Source organism: Micromonospora sp. L5 (assembly GCF_000177655.2).
Taxonomy (GTDB): domain Bacteria; phylum Actinomycetota; class Actinomycetes; order Mycobacteriales; family Micromonosporaceae; genus Micromonospora; species Micromonospora aurantiaca.
This window is the reverse complement of the sequence record NC_014815.1, coordinates 5,955,534-5,969,402: the sequence shown is the minus strand read 5'-3', so window position 1 is coordinate 5,969,402 and position 13,869 is coordinate 5,955,534. Positions and strand designations below refer to the sequence as shown.

Below are 13,869 nucleotides of genomic sequence, written 5' to 3'. Positions count from 1 at the left end.
CCACCTCAGGTGCTCAGTTTCCGCCGTACCGCCTCGGCGTCGGCGTGACCGAGTTCGTCGAGCAGCGCGAGTGACCGCCGCCAGGCGTCCCGGGCCGCGTCCGCTCGCCCGGCCGCGGCCCACGTGTCGCCGAGGTGGTCCAGCACGATGCCCTCGGCATGCCGGTCACCGATGTCGGTGAACAGGGCGAGGGCCTGCCGGAAGCAGTCGACTGCGTGCTCGTACTCGCCGAGGTGGTGGTGGGCGAAGCCGATGCTGTCCCACGTGTTCGCCTGCCCGTACGCGCTCCCGGCCTGCTCGGACAGGGCGAGCGCCCGGCGGCAGAAGGTGATCGCGTCGTGGTGCTCGCCGAGCTGCGAGTGGTACCAGCCGATCGCGTTGAGCGCGACCGCCTGCTTGAGCGGGCCGCCGACCCGTTCGTAGAGGGCGAGGCTCCGCCGCGCGTGCGGCAGGGCCTCCCGGGGCTGCCGCTGCCGGTCGTGCAGCATGCTGAGGTCGAAGTGGGTGTGCGCCCGCCCCTCGTCGTCGCCCAGGGCGGCGAACAGGTCGAGCGCGGCGAGCAGGTTGCGCTGCGCCTCGTCGTACCGGCCGAGGTTGGAGCAGGCCCCGGCCAGGAGCCGGTGCGCCTGGGCCTGCGCGGGACGGTCACCCGACCGCCGGGTCGCCTCGACCGCCCGGCGGGCCACTGTGGCCCAGTCGTGCCAGTGGCCCTGCCTGTCGAAGTAGGTGGCCAGGGTCCACGACAGCTGCCCGGCAGCGGTGTCGAGGCCGTTGCCGGCGGCGTAGTCGATGATCGCGAGGAGCACCTGGTGTTCGCTGGTGAACCAGGCCAGCGCGGCCGCCAGGTCGTCGAGCCGTTCGGCGGTCACCCCCGGCGCGGCGGGGGCCAGGGTCAGCGGGTCGCGCTGCGGGGACAGCAGCAGTGCGGCCGCGTGCGCCGTGTGCAGGTGGTGGTCGACCAGCCGGCACAGCGCGGGCCGGGTACCGGCCGGGTCGCCGGTCGCCCGCTCGACCGCGAAACTGCGGACCAGGTCGTGCATGCGGTACCGGCCCGCGACGTGCTCCTGCACGAGATGCGCGTCGACCAGCTCGCGCAGCGGCGGGCGCAGCTCGTCCGGCGTACGGGCGGTCAGGCCGGCCGCCGCGGCCCGGCTGATGTCCGGGCCCGGGGCGAGTCCGAGCAGCGTGAACACCTCCGCCGCGGCCGGTGTGAGCGCCGCGAGCGAGCGGGACAGCACCACGCGCAGGTTCGTCGTCGCCTCGTCGCCGGCCAGCGCGTCCAGCGGGTGGACAGCCGTGGTCAGCTCCGCCGCGACCGACGACAGGGGGAGTTCGGGGTGAAGCGCGGCACGGGCCGCCACGATCCCGAGCGCCAGCGGCAGACCTCCGCAGAAGCGCAGGATGTCCGCGACGGCGTCCGGGTGTTCCGCCACCCGTGCGGCACCCACCTGCCGGACGATCAGCTCGTGGGCCTCGTCGTCGGGCAGCACGTCCAGTGGCAGCGGACGCGCGCCGTGGGTGGTGAGGAGGCCGGCCAGCTGCCGGCGGCTGGTCACCAGGACCGCACTCGTGGGCGTGCCGGGCAGCAGTGGGATCACCGTGGCGGTGTCGCGGGCGTCGTCGAGAACCACCAGCAGCCGGCGGCCGGCGACGAGCGTGCGGTACAGCGACGCCCGGGCGTCCGGGTCGGCCGGGACGCGTGCCGGTTCGACGCCGAGCGCTTCGAGGAATCCGCGCACTGCCGCGGGCCACGCCACCGGGTCCGCGGCCGGGTCGAAGCCGCGCAGGTTGACGTAGAGCTGCCCGTCGGGGAAGCGGCCGGCGTTGGCGTGCGCCCAGCGCAGGGCCAGCCAGGTCTTTCCGACGCCACCGCCACCGCCGATGGACGAGATCACGACCGGCGACCCGACGCCGTCCGGGCGTCCCGCGTCGCCGAGTTGTTCGTCGAGGCGCGCGAGCTGGGCGGTCCGGCCGGCGAAGACCCCTGGCGACGCTGGTAGCTGCCGGGGCACGGCACCCGCATCCCGTGCCGTGCCGGTGGCCGTCGCGCTTGATTCGCCGCCGCCCGGCAGGTCCGGCGGCGCGATCGCCGCGTCGGCGCTGAGGATCTGCTGGTAGAGCTGTGCCAGCGGCGGGCTGGGGTCCGTACCGACCTCGGCGGCCAGCCGGCGGCGCATCCGGTGGAAGTGCTCGAGGGCGTCGGCCTGCCGCCCGCACCGGTACAACGCGAGCATCGCCTGCGCCGCCAGGCGCTCGTCCCACGGGTGCCGGCCGCTCAACGCCAGGACGTCGGGGAGAAGGCGGACGTGCCGGCCCCGGCGCAGGGCGATGTCGTTGCGGTCCAGCGCGGCGGCGAGCCGCTGCCGGTCGAGGGTCTGCCGGTAGGCCGCCAACCACGGCGTGGTCAGCCCGTCGAACGCCTCGCCGCGCCAGAGACCCAGCGCCCGTTCCAGGCAGCTGATCGCTGTCGCGTCGTCCCCGGCGCGCCGAGCCTGCTCGGTCAGCTCGCGGAAGCGGTGCAGGTCGACGCGGTCCGGGTCGACGGCGAGCAGATAGCCGGGATGGCGCCGGACGATGCGGACCTCGTCCGTGCCGGCCAGGGCCCGGCGGAGCCGGGACAGGTAGCCACGCAGGGTGGCGGTGGCCCCGTCCGGCACCTCGTCGCCCCAGACCCGGCTGATGAGCTGTTCGGTCGCGACGACACGGTTGGGCTCGACCAGCAGGGCGGCGAGGACGCACTGTTGACGGGCGTGACCGATCCGGACCGTCCGGCCGTCGACCCGGACGTCCAGGTCGCCGAGTACCCGGAACTCCACCGCCACGGACTGTCACGGTAGCCGCGGACGGCGATGGTCGGACCGGGCCTGACGACGATCCGACAGGCGGCAGCGCGACGGTCCGCGTTCCCGGTCTCCCGGTGCGCGGACCGCCGTGCCGGCGGGATCACGGGCAGTTGATCGGGAGATCCAGGGTGGGCCGGGGATCGTCGATCACCGCGTCCGGTCCGCAGTCACCGTCGTCCCAGCCGGGGCCGCCGACCAGGGTGTCCACGCCCTGGTCGCCGTAGAGGTGGTCGTCGTTGCTGCCGCCGTCCACGCGGTCGTTGCCGTCCAGGGCGCTGGGCCCGATGAAGCGGTCACCGTGGATGGTGTCGGCGCCGCCGTCGCCGTGGAGGTTGTCGTTGCCCAGGTCGCCCCAGATGTCGTCGCCGGTCAGCCCGCCGTAGACGATGTCGTCGCCGCTGTTGGCCTGGATGTCGTCGTTGCCGTCGAGCCCGCAGATGATGTCGTCGTAGACGCTTCCGACGATGACGTTGCGAGTTGTCGTGCCGATGATGAACTCCGGGCCGTTGGCGTTGTTGCTGACGTAGAGCGCGCCGGCGAATCTCAGGGTGTATCCGGCCGGCACCGGCGCCCCGGAGTAGGGGCCGCAGTCGGCGGGGACGATGTAGGCCGCCGACGCCGGGGCGGCGCCACCGGCAAGGCCCGCGGCGGCCAGGACGAGCGCACCGACCACCGAGGCGGCGGCACGCGAGGTGGAGAGGAAACGGTGTGACATGACGCTTCTCCCTTGCGGTTGATGGATGCGAAAAGCGTCACCGGCGAGCGTTCAGCGGACGTGCAGCAAACGTTGAACCCGACTCGCCCCCGTCGATCTCGGAGTTGTGGCGCCTCGAATGTCGCCGATGCCGGGTTGGTGAACCACCACAACTCCAAGATCGGCGAAGAGGGGAGCGGTGAGTTCGCCGCGGCGGCGCGGTCCAACCTCCGACGGCCCGACTCTGGAGGTTCCATGTCCGACACGCTGACCCGCAGCGAGCTGTGGGCGCTCGCGCACGCCGAGCGCGCCGCCCTGGCCGACGATCTCGCCGGGCTCGACGCGGCGCAGTGGGCGCGGCCCTCGCTGTGCAGCCGGTGGACGGTGGAGGAGACGCTGGCGCACATGACCGCGGCGGCGAGCATCGGCCGCGTCCGCTGGCTCGCGAGCGTGCTCGGCGCCCGGTTCGACTTCGATCTGCACAACGACCGCCGGCTGGCCGAGCACCAGGGCGCCGACCCGGGGGAGAGGCTGGACCGGTTCCGCCGGATCATCCGCAGCACCACCTCGACGTTCGGGCCGACCGAGGCGTGGCTCGGTGAGGTGGTCGTGCACGCCCAGGACATCCGGCGTCCGCTCGGCCTGACACGGACGCCGTCGGTCGAGGCCGTCACGCCGGTCGCCCGGTTCTACGCCGGGCGGGACTTCACGGTGGCCGGGCGCAGCGCGATCGACGGCCTGCGGGTGGAGGCGACCGACGGACCGTTCACCGCCGGCGCCGGCCCGCTGGTCAGCGGCACCACGCTCGCGCTGATGATGGCGATGGCCGGGCGGGCCGCCTACTGCGACGACCTCACCGGCCCCGGCGTGCCGGCGCTGCGGGAGCGCTGCGCGCCCGCCTGACGACGCCCGGCGGCGGCAACGCGGGAGAACGGCGACGCCTGCCGCAGCGAAGGTCACTGCTTCGGCAGCGTCAGGATCTCCGCGCCGTCGTCGGTGATGGCGATGGTGTGTTCGCTGTGCGCGGTGCGGCAGCCGGTCGCGCTGCGCAGCGTCCACCCGTCGGCGTCGGTGACCAGCGTGGCGGTGTCCGCCATCACCCACGGCTCCAGCGCCAGGAGCAGTCCGGGACGCAGCGTGTAGCCGCGCCCGGGGCGCCCGGTGTTCGACACGTGCGGGTCCTGGTGCATCGTCGACCCGACGCCGTGGCCGCCGAACTCGGTGTTGACCGTGTATCCGGCTTCGGTGAGGACCGAGCCGATGGCGTACGAGAGGTCGCCGACGCGGGCGCCGGGGCGGGCCGCGGCGATCCCGGCCTGCAACGCCCGTTCGGTGGCGTCGATGAGCGCGACGCTCTCCGCGGGCCGGGCGTCACCGACGACGAAGCTGATCGCGGAGTCGGCCACCACCCCGCCCAGCGAGACGGCCAGGTCGAGGCTGAGCAGGTCGCCGTCGGCCAGCGTGTAGTCGTGCGGCAGCCCGTGCAGCACCGCGTCGTTGACCGAGGTGCAGATGTAGTGGCCGAACGGCCCGCGCCCGAACGACGGCTCGTAGTCGACATAGCAGGACTGCGCCCCGGCCTCGGCGATCATGCGCTGCGCCTGCCTGTCGATGTCGAGCAGGTTCGTGCCCACGGTGGTGCGGCTGCGCAGCGTCCGCAGGATGTGGGCGACCAGGGCGCCGGTGTCCCGCGCCCGCCGTACGTCGGTGGGGCTCAGGATCTCGATCATGCAGGCGCCTTCCTCACGCGACCAATAAGTATCCCGGTCATGTTATCCCGGTATTAGAATCCTGGCATGGTCAGGTTGCCCCTCACCCCCGCCGAGGTCGAGCGCGGGCAGCGCCTCGGTGCGCTTCTGCGCCGCGCCCGGGGCGAGCGTTCGATGCTGCTCACCGCGCTCGACGCCGGTGTCTCCCCGGAGACGCTCCGGAAGATCGAGTCCGGCCGGGTCGCCACGCCGGCGTTCCCCACCATCGCCGCCATCGCCGACGTCCTCGGCCTCTCCCTCGACGAGGTGTGGGCCGAGATCAACCGCTCCGACGCCGCGGTGCGTCTCGCGCCGTCCGAGCGGCGCCTGGCTTCGTAGGGCCACCCTGGCGACCCGGTGAGCATACTGAGTATGCTCCCCCGCATGCCACCCTCACGTCGCGCCGTCGCGCTTGTCGTCCCCGTCGCCGGTTTCCTGCTCGGCTTCCTGGACTTCGTCTGGATCAAGTGGGTGCCGTTCCCGTTCGCCGAACTCGGCAACTCCACAGCCACCTGGGCGGTCGCCGCGTTCGCGCTGGGCTGGTGGATCCGGTCGGGCGCGGTGCGCGCCGCCGTGGCGGCCAGCGTCCTGCTGATCGTCGCGGTGCCCAGCTACTACCTGGCGGCGACGCTGCTCCAGGGCGACGACCTCGCCGTGATCTGGTCGCCCACCTCGATCGTCTGGATGGCGTTCGGCGTGGTGGCGGGCGTGGTGTTCGGCGTCGGCGGCATCTGGGCGCGGACCGACGGATGGCGGCGCGTCGTCGGGGTCGCGCTGCCGGTGGCCGTGTTCGTCGAGGAGGCGCTGCGGTTCGCGCTGAAGTCACGGTCCGGTTATCCCGGAGCGTGGTGGAACGTGGCGATCGACCTCGCGCTCGCCGCGCTGCTCGTGGTGCTGATCGGCCGGTCCGCCCGGGTGCGGCTGCTGGCCGCCGCGGTGGCGCTGCCGGTGGCCGCGCTCGGCGCCGTCACGTTCGCCGCCGTCGCGGGCTGACCCGCCGCGTCGGCCGGCGAACCAACCGGTCCTGGCCGGCGCGGGCGGGCGGCAGGGCCACCGCGCCGGCCGAGAGGCTGCGGACCACCGGCGACCGGGATCGGCGACAATGGCCCGGGAACGGCGTGGTCCGGACGACGGGGGAGGAAACGGATGATCCGACGGCAGGTGCTCGCGGCGGCGATGCTCACGGCGACGGCTCTGGTGGCCGGCTGCACCACGGACCGGCCCGGAGCCGCACCGGCGACCAGCGCCCCGGCCGCATCCACCGCCCCGGCCACGCCGAGCGCCACACCGAACGCCTCGCCGGTGCCCGCGCCGCCGGAACTGGCGGCCCTGGAGCGGCGCTCCGGCGCCCGGATCGGCGTCTTCGCCCTCGACACCGGCACCGGCCGCACCCTCGCGCACCGGGCCGACGAGCGGTTCGCGTACGCCTCCACGTGCAAGGCGCTCGCGGCGGGCGCGATGCTGGCCGCCACGTCGGACGCCGACCGGGACCGGGTGGTCCGCTACCGGCGCGCGGACCTGGTGGCGCACTCCCCGGTGACCGAGCGGCACGTGGAGACCGGGATGACGCTGCGGGACGCCGCCGAGGCGGCGGTGCGGTACAGCGACAACACCGCGGGCAACCTGCTGTTCGACGCGCTCGGCGGCCCGGCCGGTTTCGAGCGGGCGCTGCGGGACGTCGGCGACCAGGTGACCCGGCCCGCCCGTACCGAGCCGGAACTCAACGCGGCCACACCCGGCGACGAGCGCGACACCAGCACGCCCCGCGCGCTGGCCGGCTCGCTGCGGGCGTACACGCTGGGTGAGACCCTGCCGCCCGCGGACCGCGACCTGCTGCTGGGCTGGATGCGGGCCAGCACCACCGGGAGCGGACTGGTCCGGGCCGGCGTGCCGGCCGGCTGGCAGGTGGCGGACAAGTCCGGCACCGGCGGGTACGGCACCCGCAACGACATCGCCGTGGTGTGGCCGCCGGACCGGGCGCCGATCGTGCTCGCAGTCATGTCCAGCTGGGACAGCCGCGACGCGGAGCCCGACGACGCGCTGGTGGCCCAGGCCGCGCGGGTGACGGTGACGGCGCTGCGCTGACGCGGGGCACCGCGCCGGCCCGGCTCAGGGGATCGGCCACTCGTGCACGGGCCGGTTGCTGTGCATCAGGTCGACGTAGTGGCGGACCACCTCGCGCAGCGCCGCCGGCCGGTCCATGTGGTCGGCCGACTCCAGCCGGTGCAGCGTCTCCACCTGCCACGTCGCGCCGTTGCGGCCGGTCAGGCAGCGCTGCTCGACGATGCCGAGCAGCCGGTCCCGCTCCGCCGGGTCCAGGCCCCACCGGTCCAGCCCGTGGTGGGCCATCGGCAGCAACCGGCGCAGCACCAGCTCGGTCACCGGCAGGTAGCCCAGCCCGGGCCAGTACACCTGGGCGTCGATGCCGTGCCGGGCGCAGGCGTTGAAGTTCTCCTCGGCCGCGCTGAACGACATCTGCGACCACAACGGGCGGTCGGACTCGGCGAGCGCCCGTACCAGGCCGAAGTAGAACGCGCCGTTGGCGACGGTGTCCACCACCGTCGGCCCGGCCGGTAGCACCCGGTTCTCCACCCGCAGGTGCGGCCGGCCCTTGAGCACGTCGTAGACCGGCCGGTTCCACCGGTAGATGGTGCCGTTGTGCAACCGCAGCTCGGCCAGCTTCGGCACGCCGCCGCTGTGCAGCGTGGCCGCCGGGTCCTCCGGGTCGCAGACCGGCAGCAGCGCCGGGAAGTAGCGGACGTTCTCCTCGAACAGGTCGAACACCGACGTGATCCAGCGTTCGCCGAACCACACCCGCGGGCGTACGCCCTGGGCCTTGATCTCCTCTGCCCGGGTGTCGGTGGCCTGCTGGAACAGCGGCACCCGGGTCTCGCGCCACAGCTCCCGGCCGAAGAACAGCGGGGAGTTCGCGCCGAGCGCCACCTGGATGCCGGCGACCGCCTGGGCCGCGTTCCAGTAGTCGGCGAACTGCGCCGGGCTGACCTGGAGGTGGAACTGGGTGCTGGTGCACGCCGCCTCCGGCGTGATGGTGTCGGCGGTGGTGGCCAGCCGCTCCACCCCGCTGATCGCGATCGGCAGGTCCTCGCCCCGGGCGGCGAAGATCTGCTCGTTGAGCAGCGCGTACCGGGGATTGGCCGACAGCGTCTCGGCGGTCAGGTGCTCCGGGCGCAGCGTCGGCAGGATCCCGATCATCACCATGTGCGCGCCGACCGTGCGGGCCTTGGACTCGGCGGCGTTCAGGCTGGCGCGGACGTGCTCCTCGAACGCCGCGGTGCCGGTGCCGGCGAGCCGCCGCGGCTCGACGTTGATCTCGACGTTGAACTGGCCCAGTTCGGTCTGGAACGCCGGGTCGGCGATCGCCTCCAGCACGTCGGCGTTGCGCATGGCCGGGTCGAAGCCGTCGTCGACCAGGTTCAGCTCGATCTCCAGGCCGGTCATCGGCCGCTCCACGTCGAACCGGGACTCGCGCAGCATCTCGGCGAACACGTCCAGGCACCGCCGGACCTTCTCGCGATAGCGGGCCCGGTCCTCCCGGCTGAAGGTACGCACGCCGACGTCCTCGCCCATGGTCACCACCCTGTCACCGTTGGTTCTCCCCAACCTCGCACGGAGTGGCGGGTCAGGAAAGGCCCGGAGGCCCTTTTCTGTACCCCGTGGCGGCCCCGGTGATCCCCGTCGCGGGGCAGCGGGTTCCGTCCGGGCGGCCCGGCCCGGGCGGCTAGCATGGCCGCCGACGGTGAAGGGGAGTGGCTGATGCGCGACGGGTGGATCCGGGCGTTCGTGGTGGCGGCGTTCGCCGAGGCCTGCTCGTGGGCGGCGCTGCTGGCCGGCATGGCGGTCAAGTACGGCCCGCCCGGCGACGAGATCGGCGTGAAGATCTTCGGCCCGATCCACGGCGCGCTGTTCGTGGTCTACGGCCTGCTGGCGCTCGTGGTGGCCCGGCGGCGCCGCTGGACGCTCGTGCAGACCGGGCTGGCCCTGGCCAGCGCGGTGCCCCCGTTCGCCACCGTGCTGTTCGAGCGCTGGGCGAGCCGCCGGGGCCTGCTCGAAGCGCCGGCTGTCGCGCAGCGGCCGCTCACCCCCGCGGGTCGCTGACCGCGGCGACGTCCTCGGCGAGGAACCCGGCCAGCACGTCGGTCAGCTCCCGCGGCGCCTCCTCGGCCATGTGGTGCCCGGACGGGATCGACGCGGTCCGCACGTCGTCGGCCCAGTCCCGCCAGATCGCGGCCGGGTCGCCGTAGAGGTCGACCATGTCGTCGCGCTCGGACCAGGCGAACAGCACCGGGCAGCCGATCCGCCGCCCGGCGGCCCGGTCGGCGTCGTCCGCCGTCCGGTCCGGCCCGAGCCCGGCCCGGTAGTCCTCGCACATGGCGTGCACCGTCGCCGGGTCGTGGATGGCGCGCCGGTAGTCGGCGTACGCCTGCTCGCCCATCTCCTCCGGTGATCCGCCGTACCAGGCGTCCGGATCGGCGTTGATCACCCGCTCGGCCGGCTTGGCGAGCTGACCGAGGAAGAACCAGTGCCACCAGCGGGCGGCGAACCGGGCGTCGCAGCGGGCCAGCGCCTCACCGATCGGCACCCCGTCCAGCACGCCGAGGCGGCTCACCCGGTCCGGATGGTCCAGGGCGGTCCGCATGGCCACGTACGCGCCGCGGTCGTGACCGATCACTGCGGCCCGGCGGTGGCCGAGCGCGTCGAGCAGCCCGACCACGTCGGCGGCCATCGCCCGCTTCGAGTAGACGGTGTGCTCCGGGTCGCTCGGCGGCTTCGACGAGCCGCCGTAGCCGCGCAGGTCCGGGCAGATCACCGTGTGCCGCGCGGCCAGCCGCGGCGCCACCCGGTGCCAGGTCGCATGGGTACGCGGGTGCCCGTGCAGCAGCACCACGGGTGGCCCGGAGCCGCCGTGGCGTACGCGCAGGCGGACCTCGCCGACGTCGATCTCGGTGAGCGTGAATCCGGCGAACATGGCCGCAGCGGTGCCCGCCTCCGGTGACGGGGAAACCTAGGTCAGGGCCGAGCAGGCGGCCACGCCGAACAGCAGCACGGCGCCCAGCATGGCCTGGAGCAGCAGCGCCGGACCCAGGTGGGACCAGAGCGTCGCGGTACGCGGGGTCAGCAGTTGCCCGGTGGTCAGGTTGACGATCCGCTCGATCCGTGGCGGCAGGTCCTCGTCACGTTGCGCCCGCAGCGTGAGCTGGACGTGGTCGCCGGGGTGCAGCGCGCTCTGCGGCAGGTGGCCGTGCAGCTCGATCTCCACCAGCCGGCCGGCGGCGTCGCGTACCCGGACCGGGGTGACCAGGAACTCCGGCCCCTTCTTCAGCTCCTTGAAGCTGCGCCGGGCCCCGCCGCCGCCGCTGCTGAGCAACGCGCGCACCACCTTCAGCAGCAGCCCCACCACGCCCGCGGCGGTCAGCACCGCGACAAGCGCGGGCTGCCCGACCCGGACCTCCCGGGCGTAGCCCTCCATCAACCGGACGAGACGCCCGGTGACGACGCGTTCCGTCGGGTGGACGACGCGTCGGCTGTACAGCTCCGTGTCCATGTTCACCACCGAGAGTCCCGTTCCGTGCACAGATGGTATCGGCCCTTCGGGTTGAACGACGTGAATGAACGGTGGTCACGCCCCGGCCGCCGGCAGGTGACATCCGCCGGGGTGCGGGTATGCGTGCGGCCGAGCCGGAAAGGGGTCGAGCATGCAGCTGTCCTTCCTGCGCCCGCTCTACAACCGTCCCGGGCCCTGGTGCTCGGTGTATATGGACGCCTCCCGCGACACCCAGGACGCGCGACCGCAGGTCGACCTGCGCTGGCGGGCCCTCAAGGGCGACCTGCTGGGGCAGGGCGCCGACCCGGTCACCGTCGAGGCGGTGGAGGAGGTCGTCCGCCGGCACCAGCCGATGCCCGGCGACTACGGCATCGCCGTGTTCGCCACCCGGGGCCGCGTGGTGCTCACCGAGTACCTGTCCGCGCCGCCGCTGCGTGACCTGGCGAGCTGGTCGGCGCTGCCGCACACCATGCCGCTGGTCGCCCAGCGCGGCGAGCAGGTGGCCTGGGTACGGGTGCTGGCCGACCGTACCGGCGCGGACGCGATGGCGGTCAGCGCCGGTGGCGTGCCCCGGCGCGCCCAGGTGAAGGGCGGGCAGAGCCGCCAGCTGCGCCGGGTGCAGCCGGGCGGCTGGTCGCAGTCCCGCTACCAGCGCGCCGCCATGGAGGCGTGGCACCAGAACGCCGGTGACGCCGCCGCGGCCACCGCCGACCTGGCCGAGCGCGTCGGCGCGGACGTCGTTCTGGTGGCCGGGGACGTCCGGGCCACCGGCATGATCGCCGCCCAGCTCCCCGAGCGCTGGCAGGACGTGCTGGTCCGCACCGACGCGGGCGCCCGCGACGTGGGCGCCGACGACACGCTGATGGACGACATCATGGTGCAGACCGTCGCCGAGGTCGCCGACCGGCGGATCGCCGCCGCGCTGGACCGCTTCGGCGTCCAGGAGGACGTCGGCTCCGGACTCGACGCTGTGGTCTCCGCGCTGCAACGCAACCAGGTCGACACGATGCTCATCGTGGACGACCCGTCGGCCGACGGCGAGCTGTGGGTGGGCCCCGAGCCGACCGAGATCGCCACCGACCCGGGGCAGCTGGCCGGCATGTCGGTGGCCGACCCCCAGCGGGTACGCGCCGACGCGGCGCTGCTGCGCGCGCTGATCGGCACCGACGCGGACCTGACGGTGCTCGCGCCCGAGGAGGCGCCGGAGCTGACCGACGGGGTCGGCGCGGTGCTGCGCTACGTCGACGCGAGCACGCCGGGGCGGGGTAATGGCTGAGCGCATCGTCGCCGACCTGGTGGTCGAACGCCTGCGGGCCTGGCGGGTGCCGCGGGTGTTCGGCTGTCCGGGCGCGGCGATCGCCCCGCTCGTGGGCGCGCTCGACGACGCGGGCGGGGACCCGGCGTTCGTCCCCGCCCGGCACGAGGAGACCGCCTCGTACATGGCCACCGGGCATGCGAAGTTCACCGGCGGCGTCGGGGTGTGCCTGGCGACCCAGGGCCCGAGCGCGGTGCACCTGCTCAACGGGCTCTACGACGCCAAGCTCGACAGCAAGCCGGTGGTCGCGATCATCGGCGAGGACGTCACCGGCCCGCTCGGTGGCGCGCACGAGGAGATCGGGCTGAGCCGGCTGTTCGGCGACGTGTGCAACCAGTTCGTCCGCTACGGCCGCCGGCCCGAGCAGGTGCCGGCACTGCTGGACCAGGCGTTCCGTACCGCCGCGGCGACCCGCAGCCCGACCTGCGTGGTGCTGCCGCGCGCGTTGCAGGTCACCGCCGTACCGGACCTGCTGCCGCAGACCGCCGGGGTGGTCACCGCGACGCCCGGCGAGCCGCTGGCCCGGGTGCTGCCGCACGACGCCGACCTGGACGCCGCCGCCTCGCTGCTCGGCAACGGGCGGCGGGTGGCGGTGCTCGTCGGCCAGGGCGCGCACGGCGCGGCCGAGGAGATCGTCGCACTCGCCGACCGGCTCGGCGCGGGCGTGGCCACGTCGCTGCTGGGCAAGCCGGTGCTCGACGAGCGGCTGCCGTTCCACACCGGCGTGCTCGGCGAGGTCGGCACCACCGCCGCCGCGCAGCTCATGGGCTCCTGCGACACGCTGTTGATGATCGGCACCAACGATCCGTGGACCGACTGGTTCCCGATGCCGGGCCAGGTACGCACCATCCAGATCGACATCGACGGCCGGCGCATCGGCACCCGCTACCCGGTGGACGTGCCGCTGGTCGGCGACGCCGCCGAGACGCTGCGGGCGCTGCTGACCCGGGTGCCGGAGAATCCCCACCGCGAGTGGCGCGGCATGGTGGAGAAGATGGTGGACCGGTGGCGCGTGGCCGCCGCCGAGCGCGCCGCCACACCCGCCGATCCGGTCGACCCGCGGCTCGTGCTCCGTGAGCTGTCCACCCGGCTGCCCCGGCACGCCGGCGTCGCCGTCGACGTCGGCTCGGTCGTCTACTGGTACGCCCGGCACCTGGAGCTGCCGCCGGGTGTGCAGGCGCGGCTGTGCGGCACGCTCGGCTCGATGGGCTGCGCACTGCCGTACGCGGTCGCCGCCAAGCTGGCCCGCCCGGACGAGCCGGTGTTCGCGCTGCTCGGCGACGGCGCGATGCAGCTCAACGGCCTGGCCGAGCTGATCACTGTGGCGCACCACTGGACGCGGTGGCGCGATCCCCGGCTGATTGTGCTGGTGCTGAACAACAGGGACCGGTCCGGCGTCGGCGGCGGCCGGTCACCCGGGGAGCGGGGGCCCGAGGTGCCGTACGCCGGGTGGGCCCGCCTGCTCGGGCTGCACGGCGTCCGGGTGGACCGGCCGGACCTGGTCGGACCCGCCTGGGACGAGGTGCTGGCGGCCGACCGGCCTGCCGTCCTGGAGGCGGTGGTGGACCCGGCCGTGCCGCTGGACGCGCCCGAACCGGCGCTGGCCGACCTGCGCGGCCTGGTGGCCGACGGGGACGCCGCCCGCCGGGTGCGGGAGCGGGTGATCCAGACCGAGGCCATCGCGGCGGACGAAGTCGTTTAGCGGC

At 74.2% G+C, this 13,869-nt stretch carries 13 protein-coding genes; 7 read left to right on the top strand and 6 right to left on the bottom strand.

From position 1 onward, the window contains the following. Positions 1-5 precede the first annotated feature (5 nt). Together ML5_RS27570 and ML5_RS27565 are read right to left on the bottom strand one after the other, a co-directional pair. A complete protein-coding gene (locus ML5_RS27570) occupies positions 6-2,822 on the bottom strand; it encodes a BTAD domain-containing putative transcriptional regulator (RefSeq protein ID WP_013477018.1) in 2,817 nt (938 codons plus the stop codon). A gap of 121 nt (positions 2,823-2,943) precedes the next feature. Continuing rightward, entirely contained in the window at positions 2,944-3,558 is a 615-nt protein-coding gene (locus ML5_RS27565; protein WP_013477017.1) for a calcium-binding protein, read from the bottom strand. A 234-nt stretch (positions 3,559-3,792) separates the two neighbouring features. Here ML5_RS27565 and ML5_RS27560 point away from each other — a divergent pair, with 234 nt between their 5' ends. Beyond that, positions 3,793-4,440 (top strand): maleylpyruvate isomerase family mycothiol-dependent enzyme, encoded by a 648-nt coding sequence (locus tag ML5_RS27560; RefSeq protein ID WP_013477016.1) that lies wholly within the window; start codon positions 3,793-3,795, stop codon positions 4,438-4,440. A gap of 53 nt (positions 4,441-4,493) precedes the next feature. Here the strand turns inward: ML5_RS27560 and map are convergent, their stop codons facing one another. Beyond that, complete coding sequence (map, locus tag ML5_RS27555; RefSeq protein ID WP_013477015.1) at positions 4,494-5,267, bottom strand: type I methionyl aminopeptidase; 774 nt, start codon at positions 5,265-5,267, stop codon at positions 4,494-4,496. A 66-nt stretch (positions 5,268-5,333) separates the two neighbouring features. On the opposite strand from map, the gene ML5_RS27550 reads away from it, so the two are divergent. From ML5_RS27550 to bla, 3 genes are all read left to right on the top strand, one after another. Next, entirely contained in the window at positions 5,334-5,624 is a 291-nt protein-coding gene (locus ML5_RS27550; RefSeq protein WP_013477014.1) for a helix-turn-helix domain-containing protein, read from the top strand. Between the two features lie 45 nt (positions 5,625-5,669). Then, positions 5,670-6,278, top strand: coding sequence for a DUF6518 family protein (locus ML5_RS27545; RefSeq protein WP_225319618.1), 609 nt, complete (start codon positions 5,670-5,672; stop codon positions 6,276-6,278). Positions 6,279-6,431: 153 nt separating this feature from the next. Further along, complete coding sequence (gene bla / locus ML5_RS27540; protein WP_013477012.1) at positions 6,432-7,370, top strand: class A beta-lactamase; 939 nt, start codon at positions 6,432-6,434, stop codon at positions 7,368-7,370. A gap of 24 nt (positions 7,371-7,394) precedes the next feature. On the opposite strand, the gene ML5_RS27535 is transcribed toward bla, so the two are convergent. Further along, a complete protein-coding gene (locus ML5_RS27535; RefSeq protein ID WP_013477011.1) occupies positions 7,395-8,873 on the bottom strand; it encodes a glutamate--cysteine ligase in 1,479 nt (492 codons plus the stop codon). A 156-nt stretch (positions 8,874-9,029) separates the two neighbouring features. Here ML5_RS27535 and ML5_RS27530 point away from each other — a divergent pair, with 156 nt between their 5' ends. Next, complete coding sequence (locus ML5_RS27530) at positions 9,030-9,401, top strand: DUF3817 domain-containing protein (protein ID WP_013477010.1); 372 nt, start codon at positions 9,030-9,032, stop codon at positions 9,399-9,401. Here the strand turns inward: ML5_RS27530 and ML5_RS27525 are convergent. Both ML5_RS27525 and ML5_RS27520 read right to left on the bottom strand, forming a co-directional pair. Beyond that, on the bottom strand, positions 9,382-10,272 hold the full coding sequence (locus ML5_RS27525; protein ID WP_013477009.1) for an alpha/beta fold hydrolase: 891 nt from the start codon (positions 10,270-10,272) through the stop codon (positions 9,382-9,384). The genes ML5_RS27530 and ML5_RS27525 overlap by 20 nt on opposite strands. 36 nt (positions 10,273-10,308) lie before the next feature. After that, positions 10,309-10,848 carry a hypothetical protein gene (locus tag ML5_RS27520; protein ID WP_013477008.1) on the bottom strand — a complete coding sequence of 180 codons (540 nt, stop codon included), beginning with the start codon at positions 10,846-10,848 and terminating at the stop codon, positions 10,309-10,311. A 151-nt stretch (positions 10,849-10,999) separates the two neighbouring features. Between ML5_RS27520 and ML5_RS27515 the strand changes: the two genes are divergently transcribed. After that, positions 11,000-12,124: a Vms1/Ankzf1 family peptidyl-tRNA hydrolase gene (locus ML5_RS27515; RefSeq protein ID WP_013477007.1), complete on the top strand. Its 1,125-nt coding sequence runs from the start codon at positions 11,000-11,002 to the stop codon at positions 12,122-12,124. Further along, entirely contained in the window at positions 12,117-13,865 is a 1,749-nt protein-coding gene (locus ML5_RS27510; RefSeq protein ID WP_013477006.1) for a thiamine pyrophosphate-requiring protein, read from the top strand. The genes ML5_RS27515 and ML5_RS27510 overlap by 8 nt, the downstream gene beginning before the upstream one ends. The last annotated feature ends 4 nt before the right edge of the window (positions 13,866-13,869 follow it).